Source organism: Bacillus licheniformis DSM 13 = ATCC 14580 (assembly GCF_000011645.1).
GTDB classification, from domain to species: Bacteria; Bacillota; Bacilli; order Bacillales; family Bacillaceae; genus Bacillus; species Bacillus licheniformis.
In genome coordinates, this window is record NC_006270.3 from 1,098,765 (window position 1) to 1,118,650 (window position 19,886).

Here is a 19,886-nt window from a genome sequence, read left to right on the forward strand (position 1 = left end):
TAACCATTACAAGTTGGGAGGAATGAACCATGTCAGGACAGAAAACGATGGAGCTCATCAAGGAGCTCGTCTCCATCCCGAGCCCTACCGGAAATACGTATGACATTATAGACTATATCAACCGCCTTTTAGAGAAAGAAGGAGTTGAAACAAGGCATAACCGTAAAGGCGGCCTGATCGCGACGATACCGGGCTCTGACAAATCCCGGCACAGGATGCTGACCGCTCATGTCGATACCCTCGGAGCTATGGTGAAAGAGATTAAACCGAACGGAAGGCTGAAAATTGATTTAATCGGGGGCTTCAATTACAACTCGATTGAAGGCGAGTATTGCAACATTGAAACAGCATCTGGGAAAACTTACACCGGCACCATCTTAATGCATCAGACATCAGTGCATGTATACAAAGACGCCGGAAAAGCCGAGCGGAACCAGAAAAATATGGAGGTCCGCATTGACGAACCGGTCAATAGTGAAGAAGAAACCCGGGCGCTCGGCATCAATGTCGGCGATTTTATCTCCTTCGATCCGCGCGTTGAAATCACGCCGAGCGGGTTTATCAAATCGCGTCATCTCGACGATAAAGCAAGCGTCGCCCTCCTCATCGAGCTGATCAGAACCATCAACACAGAAGGGATGACACTGCCTTATACGACGCACTTTTTAATTTCCAACAATGAAGAAATCGGTTATGGCGGCAACTCCAACATCCCGCCTGAAACGGTGGAATATTTGGCTGTTGATATGGGAGCGATCGGCGATGGACAGTCAACAGATGAATATACGGTATCCATTTGTGTAAAGGATGCCAGCGGCCCATATCACTACGGGCTTCGAAAGCGCCTGACAGCCCTTTGTGAAGCACATGGAATCGATTATAAGCTTGATATTTACCCATACTACGGTTCAGATGCTTCAGCGGCCGTCAAAGCGGGCCATGATATCGTCCACGGGCTGATCGGCCCGGGAATTGACGCATCCCATGCGTTTGAAAGGACGCATCAATCGTCCTTGGAGCAGACGGCAAAGCTGCTGTATCACTATGTTCAGTCTGACATGGCATAAAAAAGCTCCCAAAGGACCCCGGTCCCTTGGGAGTAAAAAAAGAGTGGAAGTCATCCATCCGTAAAGGATGGCGTTTACTTACCAGTAATCATAGTGTTTTTTCTTTTTGCAGTGATCAAAGTGGTCAAACTTCTTGTAGTCATAGTCATAATCATACTTCTTAAAGCATGGATAATAGTAGTAATAATAGTAGTAGTAGTATTTCTTGCAGTCATGGTCTTTCTTGTGGTAATCATAGTCATAATCTTTCTTGCAATGGTCATGGTAAAAATACATTAAACTTCCCTCCAATTTTCTTTTCTAATTTAACTACAGTACATCGTATGTAAACAAAAGGAAGTTGTTTGGACAGGTTGCTTGAGAAATTCGTATATTTTTTTAAAAAAACGTATGTCTTCCCGGGATGGAAAACATACGTTTTTTGATAGAAAAGGGGGTCAGCCGGATACTTCTATATCTGCCGGCTCCCGTTGATTTAAGACGTTCTGCCCTTTAACGGCGTCATATTCACCTTCCCATTTTGACATGACCACAGCGGCGAGAGCGTTTCCGGTCAAGTTGACGACCGTTCTCGCCATGTCCATAATCCGGTCGACTCCGGCAATGAAGGCCAGCCCTTCAGCAGGAACGCCGATCGTGCCCAAAGTCGCAAGAAGAACGACGAAAGATGTGCCGGGAACGGCAGCCATACCTTTAGAAGTGACCATCAGAACAAGGATTAACGTGAGCTGCTGTCCAATGGATAGATCGATGCCGTAGACCTGCGCCAGAAACAGCGCCGCGATCGCTTGATACAGGACAGAGCCGTCAAGGTTAAATGTATAGCCGATCGGAATGACAAACGACACGATGCCTTTCGGGCAGCCGATTTTCTCCATCTTTTCCATGACGCGCGGAAGCACGGTTTCAGAGCTTGATGTACTGTACGCAAGAAGAAGCTCATCTTTCAAAAAAGCCAAAAATTTAAATATATTGATACCGCAAAGCTTGCCGACGATCCCAAAGATAACGATCAAGAAGAAAGCAAGAGCCAGGTAGACAAGTAAAACGAGCTTTCCCAATGATAAAAGCGAAGAAAAACCAAATTTTGAAACCGTCACGCCAATTAAAGCAAAAACGCCGAACGGCGCGAATTTCATAACGATGTTGACGACGTGGAACATGGCTTGAGACGTTGCCTCGAAAAAGGAGAGCACAGGCTTGCCTTTTTCGCCTATGGCAGACACCCCGAGTGCGAACAGAACAGTGAAGCAAATGATCGCAAGCAGATCGCCTTCAGCGAGCGACTGGAAAAAGTTTGTCGGCACAATGTGCAGGAACGTGTCTGCGACAGATTTGGTGCTTGCTTCTTTTTCTGTTTCTACATATTGGCTGATATCCTGTTTTTCAGCACCAGAAAAGTTTACGCCGTGCCCAGGCTGAATGATGTTTCCGAGGAGAAGTCCGAGCACAATCGCAAAAGTCGTAATGATTTCAAAGTAAAGGATCGTCCGAAAGCCGAGCCTGCCGACCTTTTTGCCGCTGCCGGCCCCCGCAACCCCGACAATCAAGCTTGAAACGACAATAGGAATCACAATCATTTTGATTAATCTTAAGAACAAATCGCCGACGGGCTGCAGATACGTTGCAACCGCAGGATTTCCGAACCAAATCGCTCCTGCTGCAACACCTAAAATCAGCCCGAGGAAAATTTGTGTGGCTAATCCGAATTTAAGTCTTTTCATAGATGCCCTCCCAACGCATACTTAATTTTATACTAGAATATTAAACTGAGATCGTAAATTAAGTATAGCGAAAGAAAAAGCAGCTCGTCCATTAAAAAAATAACGTCTGAATATATTGAAAATTCGAATATGAGATGATCATCCCAGCTTTAAATTCAAATCGGGACAATCATCGGTGTATATTTTCCTAAGTGAAATAGTAAAATGTTATTAAAATAATGAATTTTGACAAGAATCTCTCTCTTTATAACTAACTTTATGACAAAAAAAAGCCCCGGGGAATCCGCCGGGGCCTTTCTAGTGAAGTCTATATATCTTTTACTTTTAAGCATTTAGAGCAGGTGTTTCCGTAGCATTCGTGCTGCTCATCAATATCGTGGCCGCACACTGAACATTTTTTGGAAGGCAAATTTCTGAAGAACTCGGTGATTTTAGCGAGCATGTTGATTCCCCCAATTCGTTTGTTGCAATTATTGTATTATAACAGAGACCGGAAAATCAATGTCTGTTTTATGACAAAATATAAAACATGCAATTTTTAAGAAAAATGGGTATATTGAATAGGGGGACGATAGACACGAAAAAGAGGTGTGTATACATGAAGGTGACAGTCATCGGCTGCTGCGGAGGATTTCCGGCTGCAAATGAAGCGACTTCAGGCTATCTCTTTCAATCCGGGGACTATTCCGTTTTAATCGACTGCGGCAGTGCCGTTTTATCCAAACTTCAGCTGTTTCTGCCCGTTGAGGAGCTAGATGCCGTTATATTATCCCATTATCATCATGACCATATTGCGGATGTCGGCCCTTTGCAATTTGCCAAACTGGTCGGCTCATTCCTCGGCAAGGGAGCGGATGCCCTTCCGATATATGGACATCCTTTTGATGAAGAGCAGTTTTCAAAGCTTACATATAAAACGCATACCGCTGGATTGGCGTATGATCCGACACAGCCTTTGGCTATCGGACCGTTTACGTTCACGTTTTTAAAAACGGTTCACCCTGTTGACTGCTTTGCCATGAGGGTGACGGACGGTGTTCATTCTGTCGTTTATACGGCCGACTCGAGCTTTCAGGAAGCCTTTATTCCGTTCAGCGAAGGAGCCGATCTCTTGATCTCAGAGTGCAACTTTTATGCGGATCAGGATGGGAGGAGCGCCGGTCATATGAACAGTCTTGAAGCGGGGCGGATCGCTGCGGAAGCGGGTGCCGGGCAGCTTCTCTTGACACACCTCCCGCATTTCGGGGAACACCAAAAACTGATAGAAGAGGCCCAAACCGTTTATAAAGGTGCGGTTGTTCTGGCGCACACCGGTTATGTGTGGGGAGAATAGAAGGAGGAACTGACAAACATGCTGTTTATCGATAATCAAAATATTACAGATCCGAGGATCAACTTGGCGATTGAGGAGTACTGCTTAAAGCATCTCGATCCTGAAGAGACGTATCTGCTGTTTTATATCAACCAGCCGTCGATCATCATCGGCAAAAATCAAAATACGATCGAGGAAATCAACACAAAATATGTAGATGAAAACGGGATCATTGTCGTCCGCAGGCTGTCAGGCGGCGGAGCTGTCTACCATGATCTCGGGAACTTGAACTTCAGTTTTATTACGAAGGACGACGGCAACAGCTTCCACAACTTCAAGAAGTTTACTGAGCCCGTTGTGGCCGCTTTAAAACGGCTTGGCGTCGATGCGGAGCTGAGCGGCCGAAACGATTTGATGGCAAACGGCCGGAAAATCTCGGGAAACGCCCAGTTTTCAACGAAAGGAAGAATGTTCAGCCACGGCACGCTGTTGTTCGATTCTGAGATTGAACATGTCGTATCGGCTTTAAAAGTGAAAAAAGATAAAATCGAATCAAAAGGCATTAAATCGATCAGGAGCCGTGTGGCCAATATTAGCGAGTTTCTCGATCAGAAGATGACGACAGTGGAATTCCGAAGCATGCTTCTCCGCTATATTTTTGATACCGAAGGGGAAATACCGGAGTATAAGCTGACTGAAAAAGACTGGAAAATCATTAATCAAATTTCAAAGGAACGCTATCAAAACTGGGATTGGAACTATGGGAAGTCTCCGAAATTCAATCTGCAGCATTCTAAACGATTTCAAGCTGGATCGGTCGACATCCGCCTCGAAGTGCAAAAAGGCGTGATCCGCGAGTGCAAAATATTCGGTGACTTTTTCGGAGTCGGAGATGTCAGCGACATCGAAGAGAAGCTGACAGGCGTGCAGTATGAAAGAAAAGCGATTGAAGAAGCTCTTCAAGGCGTGGACATTAAGCATTACTTCGGCAATATTCAAAAAGAAGAATTTTTGGATCTTGTCTACTAATAGAGAGGCTGCGGTTTCCGCGGCCCCTTTTTTAACATGAGAGGAATGGAAGATATTTCCCGGCAGCCCTTGAGTGTTTTCTGTTCATTTACTATAATGGGAATAGATTTTGATTATCACAAAATGAATGGTCATTCATTCATTTTTTAAAGGGGTGGGAGAATGAATTTAGTTTCAAAATTAGGGGAAACAGCTCAATCAAAGCCTGACAGAACCGCTTATATTTTTGGAGAGCAAACGGAAACATACGGGGGATTGCAGCAGAAAATTGATTGCTTTGCCGAAGGGCTGCGCGAAATCGGGGTGGAAAAGGGAGATCATGTCGCTTTGCTACTCGGCAATACACCGCATTTTGTGATTGCGTTTTACGGCGCGCTGAAGGCCGGGGCTGTCGTCATACCGATCAATCCGGCCTATACGCCGACTGAGATCGGCTATATGCTGACAAATGGCGATGCAAAAGTGATCGTGGCTCTGGGACAGCTGCTTCCGCTTTACGAAAAGGTGCATGAATCCCTTCCGAAAGTCGGCTGCGTCGTGCTTTGCGAAACTGGAGAGCCGCTTCAGGAACCGGAAAACACAGAGGTTAAGATGAAATTGAAATCGTTTACAAGCATTATGAAACCTCCTGTCCGGCCGTTTCCTGAAATCGATGACGAAGATACGGCCGCCATCCTCTATACGTCAGGCACCACGGGAAGACCAAAAGGGGCGATGCTCACACATCAAAATCTATTTTCGAATGCAAATGATACAGCCCGCTATCTGACAATGAATGAATCTGACCTTGTCGTCGCCGCCCTGCCGATGTTCCACGTTTTTTGTTTAACGGTCTGCATGAATGCACCGCTCATGAACGGCGCAGCGATTTTGATCGTGCCGAAATTCAGTCCCGCCGAGGTTTTCAAGCTGATTAAAAAGCATCAGGCGACGATCTTCTCAGGCGTTCCGACAATGTACAATTACCTGTACCAGTATGAAGGAGCGGATGAAACAGGCTTTCGGTCCATCAGGCTTTGCATCTCAGGCGGAGCGGCCATGCCTGTCGCTCTCCTGAAAAGCTTTGAAGAAAGGTTCGGCGTCCTCGTTTTAGAAGGCTACGGCTTGTCGGAGGCTTCTCCTGTTACATGCTTTAACCCGTTCAGCACCGGCCGCAAGCCAGGATCGATCGGCACGAACATTCTCAATGTGAAAAACAAAGTCGTCAATGAACTCGGGGAAGAGCTGCCTGCCGGCCAAGTCGGCGAGCTGATCGTTAAAGGGCCTAATGTCATGAAAGGGTACTACAAAATGCCGGATGAGACGGCCCATACGATAAAAGACGGATGGCTGTATACAGGTGATTTGGCAAAACGGGATGAAGACGGTTATTTTTATATCGTCGACAGAAAAAAAGATATGATTATCGTCGGCGGCTATAATGTCTATCCGAGGGAAATCGAAGAGGTGCTCTACCTCCATCCAAAAATCGCAGAAGCGGTTGTGATCGGAGTGCCCGATCCGAATACGGGAGAAGCCGTTCATTGCTATGTCGTTCCGAAGGATAAAACGCTGACAGAGGAGGATGTCTTGTCGCACTGCAAAAAGCATCTTGCCAAATACAAGCGCCCGTCGGCGATCGTTTTCATGGATGAAATTCCGAAAAACTCGACCGGCAAAATTTTAAGGCGCGCTTTAAAAGACATTCTGACAAACAAATCTTGACCCGCTAAAAGGGACGCCTGCCGCGTCCCTTTTTTGCAATTCTCCTAGGAGGGCGTCTTTTTCCCTTTGTTGGAGAACGAAATATGTGCCTTCCTCTTCTTTCAGGATGACGGCTTCATCTTTCTTCAGCCAGACGGTGAAGTGAACGCGATGTGTGCCGGTCATGCTGATGTATCCGTGATACGCCGGAGAAGGCAGGTGATGCGCTGTCTTTTTCTTCATTCTTTTCCCTTTATTAAATGTATCAAGCAGGACGGCTATGTTGTGCCTGTCTTTGATGCTGACCGTTTTTTCACTGTCTCCCGCCTGCTTCAAGATGATTTCTTCTGCATTTCTTGAGTCGAAAGGCTCCGCCATCAAGTGGAATACATAAAAGACAGTGATGGATAAAATGCCGAAAAAAAGTGCGATCCCCATTATTTTTTTCAGAATGATCACCCCAGGCTATCTATTTTCTCCCTTTAAAGCCTTTTCATCCTGAGAAATTATGCTATAATGTTCAATAAATTATACGAATGTTTAATTTATTATAAGGGGGCGGAAGATGAATTCGATTGAAAAACAAGTGGCAGAAAACATTAAGAGGCTGCGAAAAATCCGCAATTACAGCCTTGATCAATTGTCATCGATGACCGGCGTCAGCAAAGGCATGCTCGCGCAAATTGAAAAAGGCTCTTCAAGTCCGACAATCACAACCTTGTGGAAGATCGCAAACGGGCTGCAAGTATCATTTACTTCTTTGGCAGAAAGGCCTGCCGGGGAGCCGACGGTCGTCAGAAAGCACGAGAAAACGCCTGTTATGGCCGGAGAAGAAAAATACGCGGCATTTCCGCATTTTCCGTTCGACCAGAAAAAGAAGTTTGAAATCTTTTATATTGAACTTGCGCCCGGCTGTGTGCACGAATCAGAGCCTCACCACGGAGGGATTGAAGAGTACGTGCTCGTCTCTAAAGGCGCGCTTGCGGTGACGGCGGGTGATTACACCTGCGACTTGAACGAGGGTGATGCAATGCATTTCACCGCAAACACCGTTCATACGTACAAAAACAACACGGAACAAACGGCATCATGCTATACACTCATTTATTATCCGTAAAGAGGTGTCAAGATGGAAAAGCAGGATTCACTCAACTTTCTAGACGGGCTTCGTTCAGGGGTTTCCCTTGCCGTCGGCTACATCCCGGTCGCCTTGACATTCGGGCTTTTGGCAAAAACAACGGGGCTGTCGCTTTTTGAAACGTTTTTGATGAGCGCCCTTGTTTTCGGAGGAGCGTCCCAGTATATGTCTCTGAGCATGCTTGCCGTTCAGACAGGAATCATCGAAATCGTCATGACGACGTTCATTGTGAACATCAGACATTTTTTATTTTCAGCGACTTTGAATCAATTGGTAGAAAAAGATTCGCCTTGGAAAAAAGCGTTTTACTCATTTTTCGCGGTGACAGATGAATCGTTTGCCGTCGCTGCTTTAAGAAAGGAAAAGCTGACGACCGGGTACATGATCGGCCTCGGCTCGATCGGCTATGTAAGCTGGGTTTTTTGGAGTGCGGCCGGGCATTTTGCAGGAGCCGCCATGCCGGCTGTTCTTCAGGAAAGCATGAGCATCGCCCTTTATGCCATGTTTATCGGATTGTTGGTGCCGCCTTTGAAAAAACAGCGCAAAGTCCTGCTGCTGGCGGGAGCTGCCGCGCTATTCAATACGGTTTTCCAAATGAACGGAATGTTGTCGGCAGGATGGTCGATCGTCTGCGCTACGCTTTTATCCGCCATCCTGATCGAATGGCTGTACCAATTTAGAACAGAGGGGAAGAGAAACTATGTTTAGTCCGATCATCTGGATGATTATCGGCATGGCTGCCGTTACATATGTGCCGCGGATGTTGCCCCTCATTGCTTTTGAAAGCCTGAAGCTTCCCGGATTTTTGGAGCGCGTGCTGAAAAATGTGCCGTACGCCGTTTTAGGAGCTCTCATTTTTCCTGGAATTTTTTCGGTGCAAAGCGGTATGCTCTATGGACTTGCCGGCGCTCTTATCGCATTTTTATTTTCCTATTTTGGAGCAAGCGTCATAGTCGTCGTGATGGGGACGATTTTGACGCTCGCAGGGGCCGGCCTCTTGCTCTCATTGTAAGGCTTGGTTCTAACTTTCACAGGAAAAGCTTACAATAGAAGTAACTGCTATGTGAGAGGAAGTGATTCGCCATGCGGAAATGGATCGCGGGAGCCTTTCTCCTGTATGTGCTGTACGGCCTTTTTTTCTATTGGTATCTCTTTATGGCCGGTGAACCCTCCGTTCCCGAGGCGCTGAAAGGGACAAGCGCAGACCCGGCGACATTTATGAACGAAAGGGAACTCATGCTGACGGAAGAGTACTCGAAAATAAAGGACTTTCTGTTTTTTATCCGGATTCCGTTTGAGTGGTTCTTATTTTTAATATTGTTGATTGCCGGTTTATCGAAGAAAATGAAGAATTGGGCGGAGCAGACGTCAAAGCGGAGAACGATTCAAATAACGGCATATGTTTTTGCTTTGTTTCTGATCGTCACGATCGTTTCTTTGCCGCTTGACTGGATCAGCTATCAATATTCGCTTGACTACGGCATATCAACACAGACAACCGCGAGCTGGATCAAAGACCAGGTGATCGACTTCTGGATCAGCTTTCCGATAACGGCTGCGGCGGTGATCGTCTTTTACTTTTTGATCAAAAAGCATGAAAAACGCTGGTGGTTTTATGCCTGGTGCCTGACGGTTCCGGTTACGCTGTTTTTATTTTTCCTTCAGCCGGTTGTCATCGATCCTTTATACAATGACTTTTATCCGCTGAAAAATAAAGATCTCGAACAAAGCATTCTGAAGCTGGCCGATCAGGCAGATATTCCTGCGAATCACGTCTATGAAGTGAACATGTCTGAAAAAACGAATGCGTTAAATGCTTATGTGACAGGGATCGGCGCCAATAAAAGGATTGTGCTCTGGGATACCACGCTGAACAAGCTGGATGAGCCGGAAATTTTATTCATTATGGCGCACGAAATGGGGCACTATGTGATGAAGCATGTTTACATAGGACTCGGCGGGTACCTGCTTTTATCCCTTGCCGTCTTTTATGTGATCGACAAGCTGTACAAGCGGATCATCGGCCGCTATGGAAAAAGCCTCCGCATTGCGGGAAAATCCGATCTTGCCGCACTCCCGCTTCTCCTGATGCTGATGGGGGTCATCTCTTTCGCGTCTTCTCCATTTACAAACGCAGTTTCGAGGCATCAGGAAAAAGCCGCTGACCAGTATGCGATTGAACTGACGAACAACAGCGATGCAGCGGTTGCGACTTTTCAAGAGCTCTCAAAAGCCGGGTTGAGCGAGGCGAACCCGCCGTTTCTCGTCAAGATTTTTAAATACGGCCATCCGACCATAATGGAACGGATTCAAAATATTGAACAGTCTTCAACTGAATGAAGAAAAAGCTAGTGCTAAAAACACTAGCTTTTTCTATATGCCATTTGTTAGAATATGTTATTGAGCGGCAGCTTCGACATTGATCAGACCTTTTCCATAGTAGAAGGAGCTTCCCAAATAAGTCGCCGTACTGGAGAGACGGTTGCGGACTTGTGAAGCTGAAAGGTTCGGATGTTTTGACAAGATCAAAGCTGCTGCTCCCGCTACATGAGGAGAAGCCATTGACGTTCCGTTCAATGTTGCATAAGTGCTGGTTGGGTAAGTGCTGTACACGCCTGCGCCAGGAGCCATGACTTCAAGCTCTGCTCCGACGCTGGAAAATGAAGCTCTGTTGCTGTTAGAGTCTACCGCGCCAACTGCGATGACAGAGTCGTATTTCGCAGGATAGCCGATTGTATTCGTGTTTCCTGAAGATCCGCTGTTCCCAGCAGCCGCCACAACGACAACCCCTCTTGCATATGCATTGTCAACCGCCTGTTTCATCGCTGTTGAGCCTGATGGTCCTCCAAGGCTCATGTTGATAACATCCATGCCGTTTGTCGTCGCCCACTCGATTCCGCTTACAATGCCGCTGTAAGATCCGCTTCCGCTTGAATTCAGCACTTTAACCGCGTACAAGGATACGTTCGGCGCAACGCCTAATACACCCGTTGTATTGTCAAGCGCAGCTACTGTACCGGCAACATGCGTGCCGTGTCCGTTGCCGTCGGTGTTATAAGCTTCGCCAGCTACGAAGCTTGCTCCGCCGACTACGTTCAAGTCCGGATGAGAAGCTTGGATTCCTGTATCCAGGACGGCGACTTTTACGTTCGCTCCCTTGTAGCCTTGAGCCTGCACTTTGTCCGCTTTAATGAGAGGAATGCCGTAAGGAACGGTTTGCGCCAAAGCATGAGCTACGTGATCCTCTTCCACATAAGCGACATCCGGATCATTTTTGACTTCCTCAAGCGCTTCTTTGTCTAGCTTCGCTTTTGCCGCGTTGATGATTCTAAACTGCTTGTCCACTTTTCCGCCGCTCTCTTTGATGATGTCCTTTTTGACGGATGCGGTTTTCACTCCCGACTTAAATCCGACAATATAATCCTTTTCAACATTTTTCGCCGGCTGAGCAGCAGACGCGGAATCGCTGAAGGCCATCGTGAACACGAGCATTAAGGCCGTCAGCATCCCAAGCCAAAAACTCTTTTTCCTCATCATTACTCACTCTCCTCCGTTTTATTCAGAATAATTGAAATAGAAGAATAATATACTCTATTCTAATTATTCTGTTAATTTATTATAGAAAAAAAATGAATTATATGGTAGACCCATTTTTTTGAACGGCCAATTTAAATTTATTGGTTATTAATAACTGTTTTAGAAAAATATTCGGTTCGAAAGTATGAATAGACCGCTTCAACCTGGCAGGGAAAGAGGTCCCGGGGTCCGTGAATGACAGGAGATTGCTTCGTCTGATTCATTTTATGAAAATACTATTCATTTATTTTATGAGATCATTTTTTGCCGAAGGAGGTTGCGGCCTAGTCGATCATCTATTAAAATATGCAATATATCGCATACAGAAACGGGTGTAAGATATGAAATCAGCTCATGTGAAAGGCGTATTGATGGTGCTGGCAGGGGCTTCGTTGTGGGGATTATCGGGGAGCGCTGCACAGTTTGTATTTGAAAGGGGAGCGGCTGATGCCGGCTCGCTTGTCTCCGTCAGGCTTCTGGCGTCGGGCGTCATTCTCTTGCTATATGTTTCAATGAAAAACGGATTTCAACATGTGTGTCAGATATGGAAGAAAAAAACAGATATTTGTTCGATTTTGGTATTTTCCATTTTTGGAATGCTGGCCGTCCAATATACATTTTTTGCCTCAATCGAAAAGGGAAATGCCGCTGCTGCTGCAATTCTTCAATATTTGGCGCCTTTTTTCGTATTGTTTTACCTATATGTTAAAAAAGAACTTCCGCCTAAGTGGAAAGATGCCGTGCTTACTTTATTGGCGCTTTCCGGCGTGTTTCTTCTTTTGACAGGCGGAAGACCGGACAGTTTGTATATTCCGGCCGAGGCCGCCGTTTGGGGCGTTTTGTCCGGTGGTGCGCTTGCTTTCTATACGGTTTTTGCAGGAGGTTTAATTCAATCGTTCGGTGCCTTGACGGTTACGGGATGGGGAATGCTCGTCGGAGGGGCCGGTTTTTCTTTTTTGTTTCCGCCGTTTCGGTTTAACCTTTCGCACATTGGGGCAGGAGAGGCGGCAGCCATTCTGTTTGTTGTATTGTGCGGCACAGCTTTGGCGTTTGCACTATACATTGGCAGTCTCTCTTATCTTTCCGCAAAAGAAACGAGCTGTCTGAGCTGCGCCGAACCGCTTGCGGCCGTTCTGTCGTCGGCGCTCTGGCTGGGTGTGCCCTTCAATGCCTTTCAAGGAGCCGGTACGGTGATGGTGATCATTACGGTCATCATCCTTTCCCTCAGCAGAGAAAGAAAAGCAGCAGATTCTGTCAATGAAAGGGTGTAGAAAGGAGAGGGAGGCTCCTTTCTTTTTTAAAATGATAATGATTATCATTGTCATTGATGGAGGGAGTTGCTATAATAAGCTCGTCTACTACAAAAAAGGAGATATATATGAAGCACAAATATTTTGCTATTTTATTTTTATTGATGATATCAGTGATGACGGCCTGCTCTGGAGGAAGCGAGAGCACGAAAACTTCCGGTCAGGATTCCGTGACAGTTAAGCATGATCTTGGAGAAACGAAAGTGCGGAATAAACCGAAAAAAGTTGTGGTTCTTGAATTGGGATTTATTGATGCGCTCCTTGATGCGGGTATTAAGCCTGTCGGAATTGCGGACGACGGCAAACCTAAGTTTATTAACGAGAAGGTCAGGGGAAAAATCAAAGGGTATACTTCAGTCGGTTCGCGCGCCCAGCCAAGCTTTGAAAAAATTGCTTCTTTAAAGCCCGATTTAATTATTGCCGATTCGAGCAGGCACAGCGGCGTCTATGATAAGCTGTCGAAAATTGCGCCGACAATCGCGCTCAAAAACTTGAATGCCGATTATCAGGACACGCTTGATGCATCTCTTACGATTGCGAAAGCCGTCGGCAAAGAAAGCGCAATGGAGAAAAAATTGGCTGAACATAAACAAAAGCTGGATGAATTGAAACAGAAATTCGGCAGCCGGAAACAGAGCATTCTTCTGCTCGGGAACACAAATGAAGAAATCACCGTGCGCGATGAAAACTTTTTCACGTCTCAGCTTCTGACGAAAATCGGCTATACATACGGTGTCGGAGACAGCGGCAAAGGCGATGCCGAAAACGGTGAATCCGTCAATATTAAAATGACGCTCGAACAGCTGCTTGAGAAAGATCCCGACGTTATTGTCCTGATGACGGGAGAAAAAGATAAAGTCGATGAAGACGGGAAAAGACCGATCGAAAAAGATCCTCTTTGGAAAAAGCTCAGCGCAGTCAAAAACGGCAAGGTTTATGAAGCCGACAGATTCGCCTGGTCGCTCCGACGCAGCATTGACGGAGCAGATGAGCTGATGGATGAAATCGATCAGCATCTTCTGTCTGAGGATCAAAAGAAATCTTAGGAGCCTGCCGGCTTGTTGGACGGGATGACGCATGCTTTTGTAAAAAAGCATGCGCTTGTTTTTTCTAAAGGAGTGACCTGTTTTGATATATATGAAACGTTTTGCACCGCTCATTTTTGTTTTTCTTTTGCTTGCGAGTTTTGCGCTTTCTGTTTCAATCGGTTCGTCAATGATTGCACTGTCCGATATTTGGGCGGCTGTTTTTGCGTACGACGGTTCAAAATTGCACGCGATTATTCAGTCCATCCGAATTCCGCGCGCATTGACCGCCGCATTAATCGGCGCGAATCTAGGGGCTGCGGGCGCGCTGATGCAGGCGGTGACAAGAAATGCGCTCGCATCTCCGAGCATCTTCGGAATCAATGCAGGGGCCTCGCTTGCTGTCGTATGTTTGACGGTGATGTTTCCTGCGCTTGCAGCTCCCCAGACAGCGATGGGAGCCGCATTTGCCGGCGGTGCAGCGGCCGCGCTGATCGTGTACGCGGTTGCCTCAGTATTCAGCGAACATGACAGGGATATCAGCTTTGCCTTGATTGGCGTTGTCATTCAGGCGATTCTTGCTTCGATGACGCAAATGCTGCTTATCTTTCATGAAGAGTCGACGGAAACGCTATTGTTTTGGCTTTCCGGTTCTTTAGCGGGGAGCTCATGGGATAAGCTTCATTTATTGGTTCCGGTGAGCATTGCGGGTTTGTTGACGGCTTTGGCCTTAGGGAGGGCGGCTTCCGTCATGAGTCTCGGAGATGAAGTTTCTCATGGGCTGGGACAAAAAGTATGGCTCAGCAGATTGCTAATCGCCTTCACTGTTGTCGCATTGGCGGGAGTGTCCGTTTCCGCCGCCGGTCCGATTGGTTTCATCGGTTTGATGGTTCCTCATATGATCCGGTATCTCATCGGTGCTGACTACCGGGCGGTGATTCCGTATTCGGCATTGCTTGGAGCCGTTCTTTTGCTGTTTGCCGATATTTTGTCCCGCTTTGTCTATTTTCCGTACCAAACGCCTGTCGGAGTTGTCACGGCAATGATTGGGACGCCGTTTTTTATCTATTTGGCGAGAAGACGGAAAAAGGGGGCGGCATAATGAACAATCCGGCAAGAAAGACGAAAAGGCGGCGCGGACAATCGGCGGTTGTTCTCTGTGCGCTATTCGCCTGTTTGTTTGTGCTCATTGTACTCAATTTGGCGATCGGCGATGAAAACATCGGACTGTGGGACGTATTGAAATCGCTGGCAGGACAAGGCGATGCGGGAGTCCGCTTTTTGGTGATGGAATTTCGAATGCCGCGAATCCTCCTCGCTGTGCTTGCCGGAGGGGCGCTTTCGATCGCGGGTGTAGTCGCTCAATTTCTGATGAAAAATCCGCTGGCCGCCCCTGACACGCTTGGGATTACAGGAGGAGCGGGATTGGGCGCTGTGATCGTTACGGTCTTGTTTTCACAGCAAAGTCCGCTTCTGCTGACAGGCGCCGCCTTTTCAGGAAGCGTTTTAGCTGCGATCCTCGTCTATTTATTGGCTTATCGAAATGGGATCTCTCCTGTGCGGCTGGCTCTTGTCGGGATAGCGGTCAATGCTTTCTGCCATTCGGGCATTCAGCTGTTAATCTCAAGGGGGAGCCCGAATGTCAACAGCGCATTAATTTGGCTGAACGGAAGTCTGTGGGGAAGAGGCTGGCAGGATGTATTGCCTCTTTTCATATGGTGCTGTCTGGTGATTCCTCCGATATGGCTTGCGGCAAAACCGCTCGATATCATCAAATCAGGGGACGGGATTGCCGTCGGCCTCGGCATCCGGCTTGAAAGAACAAGGTTTCTGCTGCTTGCCGGTGCGGTTTTGCTGACAGCTGCTGCTGTGACCGCTGTGGGAACGATCGGTTTTATCGGGCTGATGGCGCCTCATATCGCAAGAAAGCTCGCAGGGGCTGAAACGAAGATCTTGATTCCCGTTGCAGCTCTCGTCGGCGGCATCGTCCTTTTGATAGCCGATGCCGCCGGAAGAGGTCTTGTTCCGCCGCTTGAAATACCGGCCGGATTGATCGCAGCCGTTATCGGCGGGCCGTATTTTATCTATTTGCTGCGCCGCGAAGAACATAAAAAAAGACGGCATGCTTGATGCCGTCTTTTTTTAATCTGACAAATGGTGTGAAAGGTTGTAATCCTTCACATGCCATTTATTTTCATGAAATTTGATGTTGCTTAGGCAGGCATTGACGAGCTTCGTGTTTTCCAGGTTGATGTCGCCGTTTGAGATTTTTGACAGAAGCGCGTGTATCGCGGCTCCGTGTGCGACGATCAGCACTTTTTTGTCCGGATACCGCTCACTGACCTTTTGAACGCCGGCCATCAGCCGTTCGGCAAGCGCTTCTTTTGATTCCTGATTCGGATATTCTTTATCAGGATAGAGCCTCATTCTTTCTTCGAATGGCATTCCTTCTGCATCTCCGTAATTCCTCTCGATGAAATCCTCCATTTCGATGATTTCAAGTCCGAGGTATTGATTGATGATTTCAGCGGTTTCTTTCGCTCTTCTTAAAGGGCTTGTAATGATGACGTCCCAGTCGGACCCTTTCAAAAACGCCCCGGTTTCTTTTGCTTGTTTTTTACCGGTTTCATTTAAAGGGATATCTGTTCTTCCCTGCAGTTTTCCTAAAGCATTCCAGTCCGTCTCGCCGTGCCGGATCAAACAAATCGCAGTCATGCTAAAAGTCTCCTTTCGAACTTGGGGTGCGCATTTTCGGTGATATGGCCATTATACTAAATTTAAAAAACGGAACCACGAAATATGACTGGCACCGAACAACATTTACATGATTTTTTCAAACAGGCTGTGCCGATTCTGCTGTTTTTTCGATCACGTCTGCAATCGTTGTCGAGCGTTGCCGTGATGGCTGTGAATATATATCTTTGCTTGCACGGCAGACTTCTCAAAGTATGGATGTGAAAAAATACACAGGTCATGATTGACCTGTGTACGGTAACGCCTCATTTTTTTGTCAGCTCTACGAGAGAATCGACTGAAACTGCGACTTGTGATACGGCGGCATTGACATCTTGAAGGCCGCTTAAAAACGACTGCAGGTCGCCTTCGATTCGGCCGCTTTGCTCTTTGCTCGTTTTCATATTGGAGACGATATCATCGAATAGGCGATTGATCTCCGACATCTTGTCTTTGCTTTCGTTCACAAGCTGATTTACATCTGTAATATGCTTCGTGACGATCGAGATTTGAGCGTTTGTGTTATTGACGAGCTCTGATACGGTGGAGACGGTTTTTTTCGTATCATCGGACAGCTTTCTGACTTCGTTTGCGACAACTGCGAAACCTTTGCCGTGCTCTCCTGCCCTTGCCGATTCGATCGAGGCGTTGAGCGAAAGCAAATTCGTCTGTTCGGCAATGCCTGTTACGATGCCGAATATCTTTTCGATCTGCAGCGCGATTTCTTCCAGCTTTTTAATTTCCTGCTCGATTTGCGTCATGCTGCTTCCCATTTGATTCAGCTGCTGTTCCTGTTCCTCAAGCTCCTTTTTTCCGCCGATCGATTTTTGTTCGACAGAAACGGCTGTCTTCGTTCCGGCTCTTGACGTTTCGGCGATCTCGGAAGATTTGTCGACCAATTCCTGTACGGCGCCCGTCGTTTCGGCAAATATAGCGGCCAAAGAACCGGAAGTATCTTTAATTTGCCTGTGAAGTTCATTTTTGCTTTCTTCATCAAGTCTGCGGAGTCTCGCGTGTTCGTCTTCAAAGGCCTCCAGGACGATCTGCTGTTCGATGTTGAGAATTTTGGTGACGGCTTTGACAGACCGCCTGTATTCCTCATCGGATAAGGCGTTTTCAAAGATCTTCAGCATTGAAAGAAGGAGATCTTGAAATGCCCCCAGATACCACTTTGGCAACAGTCCGATGCGAAGATGAACGTGGGCGATCCGGATTCTTTTTTCTAAAAAGGCTTCGTCGATGACGCCTGAAAACATTTCCTGGATGTGGATCGTCAATGTCTTTTTGAGACGGTCGACCGAGCTGTTGTCATGGATGATCTCCATGAGAGAGCTTTCATGCTCAAGATTTTGATAAAATCGGGTGACGATGGTTTCAATATGTTCAGTGACTAAGGGCTTCAGCCTGCTCAGCACCCAAAGATCCTCATCCGTCAAATCGACCATTGCCAGCTGTTTTTTAAATTCTGCGTGCTGATTGAGCCTGATTCTTTTTGTTTGGTCAGGGCTTTCCCCAGCAAAAAATGATCGTTCTGTCTTTCTATCCTTTTTGAATAACACGATCGTATCCCCCTGTAATCATTAATGATAAAACTGCCGTTTTTTTGAAATTTCCAGCATTTATCTTTTTATCGGCAATTTTTCATTACTTTTTAACTTGTACATCTCAGCTTTCTGGATCTTTAAGAGGTTCTACGGCAGGGCCCTCAATGACATCGCCGTCGATCGAAAACCTTGAGCCGTGGCACGGACAGTCCCATGTCTTTTCTCCATCATTCCACTCGACTTCACAGCCCATATGGGTGCATGTTGTGTCAACCAGATGAAGCTCGCCTTTTTCATCGCGATAAGCGCCCGCCCGTTTCCCGGCATGCGACACGACCGCGCCTTCTCCGTTGACAAGGTCTTCCGGCTTCCTGATCGGCTGCTCGAGTTTTCCTTCGGCAAAGTGTTTTGCAACATCCGCGTTGTAGGAAATCGCTTTTTTGATGCTTGGATCCGGGTGGAAACGGGCCGGCTGAAAGACGGCTTGATAAGGATTGTCTTCACCCGCGATATGATCTGTCATCAGCTGCGCGGCGAGGGTGCTCGTTGTCATGCCCCATTTCCGATATCCGGTGGCGACGAGAATGCGCTTTTCTTTCGGATAGATCGGCCCGATATACGGAATTTTGTCAAGCGTGATTAAATCTTGCGCTGACCAGCGGTAAGGGATCGATTCGATGCCGAGCACGCCTTCCGCAAATGATTCAAGCGCCTGATAATGCTTGATTGTATCTTCTCCCTGGCCGGTTTTGTGGCTTTCACCGCCGACAAGAACCATTTTTTCTCCGTCGATCGTCACCGAGCGAAGCGAGCGTGAAGGCTGGTCTATACTTAAGTACATGCCGCCTGGATACGGCGTTTTCGGCTTGACGGCGAGCACGTATGACCGGCTCGGCTCAAGCCTTGCAAAATAGAATCCTTTTTTATCATGAAATGGAAAGTGCGTGCAGCACGTGACATAATCGCTGAAGATTTGATGTCCGCTTCTTGTCAGCACTTTTGGCCGGTCGCCTTCTTTGATTTCCTTAGACGCCGTGTTTTCGTATATTTTTCCGCCGGCTTCCCGGACGGCCTCTGCAAGGTATTTCAAATAGTGCAGCGGATGAAACTGGGCCTGGTTTTTCATGACGAGTCCTGCTTTTACATCAATTGGGACGGGGAGATCTTTGATGAATTCCCTGTCAATCCCGAGCTTTTGGTATGCTTCATATTCCTTTCTGAGTTTTTGGACCGATTGTTCTTCAGTTGTGTAAATGCACGCGTCCTGTTCTTCAAAATCGCACGGTATCTTTTGCTCAAGCACGAGGTTTTTGATAAAGGACAGCGCCTTGAGATTTGCTTCATAATACAGCCTCGCATTCGGCATTCCGATATGCCCGATCAGTTCGTCATAGATCAGATCGTGCTGCGCGGTGATTTTGGCTGTCGTATAGCCGGTTGTTCCGTCGAGTATCCGGCCGGATTCGATCAAGACGACGCTGTAGCCTTTTTTCGTCAGCAAATAAGCCGTCGTCAGTCCGGTCATGCCGCCGCCGATGATGGCGACATCTGTTTTGACATCTTCAGACAGTTCCTCGAACGAAGGAAGGTCTGTACTGTTTCTCCAATACGATTCAGGCGAGTCCGGCAGTTTTTGTTCTTGATTGCTCACAAAGTTCCCTCCATCATGCATCCGTTTTGTTCTTAAATTTTCCCAATTGAGAAATATTCATGCATGTGAAGCGGCTTGTCATAAAAAAGGGGCG

Annotated in this window: 20 protein-coding genes and 1 pseudogene; 12 read left to right on the plus strand and 9 right to left on the minus strand. The window is 47.0% G+C overall.

The window, feature by feature from the left end; translation table 11 throughout:
• The first annotated feature begins 29 nt into the window (after nucleotides 1-29).
• Nucleotides 30-1,067: a M42 family metallopeptidase gene (locus TRNA_RS26950; protein WP_009328935.1), complete on the plus strand. Its 1,038-nt coding sequence runs from the start codon at nucleotides 30-32 to the stop codon at nucleotides 1,065-1,067.
• Nucleotides 1,068-1,145: 78 nt separating this feature from the next.
• On the opposite strand, the gene TRNA_RS26955 is transcribed toward TRNA_RS26950, so the two are convergent.
• The 3 genes from TRNA_RS26955 to yhfH form a co-directional block, all read right to left on the minus strand.
• Nucleotides 1,146-1,343, minus strand: a complete 198-nt coding sequence (locus tag TRNA_RS26955; RefSeq protein ID WP_009328934.1) for a hypothetical protein — start codon at nucleotides 1,341-1,343, stop codon at nucleotides 1,146-1,148.
• Between the two features lie 161 nt (nucleotides 1,344-1,504).
• Nucleotides 1,505-2,791 carry a cation:dicarboxylate symporter family transporter gene (locus TRNA_RS26960; RefSeq protein WP_011197722.1) on the minus strand — a complete coding sequence of 429 codons (1,287 nt, stop codon included), beginning with the start codon at nucleotides 2,789-2,791 and terminating at the stop codon, nucleotides 1,505-1,507.
• 307 nt (nucleotides 2,792-3,098) lie between these two features.
• Nucleotides 3,099-3,233, minus strand: a complete 135-nt coding sequence (gene yhfH / locus TRNA_RS43180; RefSeq protein WP_009328932.1) for a protein YhfH — start codon at nucleotides 3,231-3,233, stop codon at nucleotides 3,099-3,101.
• A 156-nt stretch (nucleotides 3,234-3,389) separates the two neighbouring features.
• Between yhfH and TRNA_RS26965 the strand changes: the two genes are divergently transcribed.
• The 3 genes from TRNA_RS26965 to TRNA_RS26975 all read left to right on the plus strand — a co-directional run bounded on the left by TRNA_RS26965 (nucleotide 3,390) and on the right by TRNA_RS26975 (nucleotide 6,836).
• The gene (locus tag TRNA_RS26965) at nucleotides 3,390-4,124 is read left to right on the plus strand and encodes an MBL fold metallo-hydrolase (protein ID WP_003180305.1); all 735 of its coding nucleotides are present in this window, start codon (nucleotides 3,390-3,392) and stop codon (nucleotides 4,122-4,124) included.
• Between the two features lie 18 nt (nucleotides 4,125-4,142).
• A complete protein-coding gene (gene lplJ / locus TRNA_RS26970; RefSeq protein WP_003180306.1) occupies nucleotides 4,143-5,132 on the plus strand; it encodes a lipoate--protein ligase LplJ in 990 nt (329 codons plus the stop codon).
• 162 nt (nucleotides 5,133-5,294) lie between these two features.
• On the plus strand, nucleotides 5,295-6,836 hold the full coding sequence (locus TRNA_RS26975; protein ID WP_011197723.1) for a fatty acid--CoA ligase family protein: 1,542 nt from the start codon (nucleotides 5,295-5,297) through the stop codon (nucleotides 6,834-6,836).
• On the opposite strand, the gene TRNA_RS26980 is transcribed toward TRNA_RS26975, so the two are convergent.
• The gene (locus tag TRNA_RS26980) at nucleotides 6,807-7,274 is read right to left on the minus strand and encodes a hypothetical protein (protein ID WP_016886150.1); all 468 of its coding nucleotides are present in this window, start codon (nucleotides 7,272-7,274) and stop codon (nucleotides 6,807-6,809) included. The genes TRNA_RS26975 and TRNA_RS26980 overlap by 30 nt on opposite strands.
• 106 nt (nucleotides 7,275-7,380) lie before the next feature.
• Between TRNA_RS26980 and TRNA_RS26985 the strand changes: the two genes are divergently transcribed.
• From TRNA_RS26985 to TRNA_RS27000, 4 genes are all read left to right on the plus strand, one after another.
• On the plus strand, nucleotides 7,381-7,932 hold the full coding sequence (locus TRNA_RS26985) for a helix-turn-helix domain-containing protein (protein ID WP_011197725.1): 552 nt from the start codon (nucleotides 7,381-7,383) through the stop codon (nucleotides 7,930-7,932).
• Between the two features lie 12 nt (nucleotides 7,933-7,944).
• Nucleotides 7,945-8,661: an AzlC family ABC transporter permease gene (locus tag TRNA_RS26990; protein WP_011197726.1), complete on the plus strand. Its 717-nt coding sequence runs from the start codon at nucleotides 7,945-7,947 to the stop codon at nucleotides 8,659-8,661.
• Nucleotides 8,654-8,965 carry an AzlD domain-containing protein gene (locus tag TRNA_RS26995; protein WP_003180315.1) on the plus strand — a complete coding sequence of 104 codons (312 nt, stop codon included), beginning with the start codon at nucleotides 8,654-8,656 and terminating at the stop codon, nucleotides 8,963-8,965. Before TRNA_RS26990 ends, TRNA_RS26995 begins: the two co-directional genes overlap by 8 nt.
• 71 nt (nucleotides 8,966-9,036) lie before the next feature.
• A complete protein-coding gene (locus TRNA_RS27000; RefSeq protein WP_011197727.1) occupies nucleotides 9,037-10,293 on the plus strand; it encodes a M48 family metallopeptidase in 1,257 nt (418 codons plus the stop codon).
• A gap of 57 nt (nucleotides 10,294-10,350) precedes the next feature.
• Here TRNA_RS27000 and TRNA_RS27005 read toward each other — a convergent pair whose 3' ends face one another.
• The gene (locus TRNA_RS27005) at nucleotides 10,351-11,487 is read right to left on the minus strand and encodes a S8 family peptidase (protein WP_026080796.1); all 1,137 of its coding nucleotides are present in this window, start codon (nucleotides 11,485-11,487) and stop codon (nucleotides 10,351-10,353) included.
• A gap of 383 nt (nucleotides 11,488-11,870) precedes the next feature.
• Here TRNA_RS27005 and TRNA_RS27010 point away from each other — a divergent pair, with 383 nt between their 5' ends.
• From TRNA_RS27010 to TRNA_RS27025, 4 genes are all read left to right on the plus strand, one after another.
• On the plus strand, nucleotides 11,871-12,800 hold the full coding sequence (locus TRNA_RS27010; RefSeq protein ID WP_011197729.1) for a DMT family transporter: 930 nt from the start codon (nucleotides 11,871-11,873) through the stop codon (nucleotides 12,798-12,800).
• Nucleotides 12,801-12,907: 107 nt separating this feature from the next.
• Complete coding sequence (locus tag TRNA_RS27015) at nucleotides 12,908-13,885, plus strand: ABC transporter substrate-binding protein (RefSeq protein WP_003180341.1); 978 nt, start codon at nucleotides 12,908-12,910, stop codon at nucleotides 13,883-13,885.
• A gap of 82 nt (nucleotides 13,886-13,967) precedes the next feature.
• Complete coding sequence (locus TRNA_RS27020; protein WP_003180342.1) at nucleotides 13,968-14,966, plus strand: FecCD family ABC transporter permease; 999 nt, start codon at nucleotides 13,968-13,970, stop codon at nucleotides 14,964-14,966.
• Nucleotides 14,966-15,994: a FecCD family ABC transporter permease gene (locus tag TRNA_RS27025; protein ID WP_003180345.1), complete on the plus strand. Its 1,029-nt coding sequence runs from the start codon at nucleotides 14,966-14,968 to the stop codon at nucleotides 15,992-15,994. The genes TRNA_RS27020 and TRNA_RS27025 overlap by 1 nt, the downstream gene beginning before the upstream one ends.
• 12 nt (nucleotides 15,995-16,006) lie before the next feature.
• On the opposite strand, the gene TRNA_RS27030 is transcribed toward TRNA_RS27025, so the two are convergent.
• The 4 genes and pseudogenes from TRNA_RS27030 to TRNA_RS27040 form a co-directional block, all read right to left on the minus strand.
• Nucleotides 16,007-16,579 carry a histidine phosphatase family protein gene (locus TRNA_RS27030; RefSeq protein ID WP_003180347.1) on the minus strand — a complete coding sequence of 191 codons (573 nt, stop codon included), beginning with the start codon at nucleotides 16,577-16,579 and terminating at the stop codon, nucleotides 16,007-16,009.
• 284 nt (nucleotides 16,580-16,863) lie between these two features.
• Nucleotides 16,864-17,370, minus strand: a complete 507-nt coding sequence (locus TRNA_RS44400; protein WP_370539003.1) for a methyl-accepting chemotaxis protein — start codon at nucleotides 17,368-17,370, stop codon at nucleotides 16,864-16,866.
• 252 nt (nucleotides 17,371-17,622) lie between these two features.
• A pseudogene (locus TRNA_RS44405) lies at nucleotides 17,623-18,156 on the minus strand (protoglobin family protein); the annotation flags it as partial.
• 106 nt (nucleotides 18,157-18,262) lie between these two features.
• A complete protein-coding gene (locus tag TRNA_RS27040; protein WP_044051823.1) occupies nucleotides 18,263-19,813 on the minus strand; it encodes an FAD-dependent oxidoreductase in 1,551 nt (516 codons plus the stop codon).
• Nucleotides 19,814-19,886: the final 73 nt, after the last annotated feature.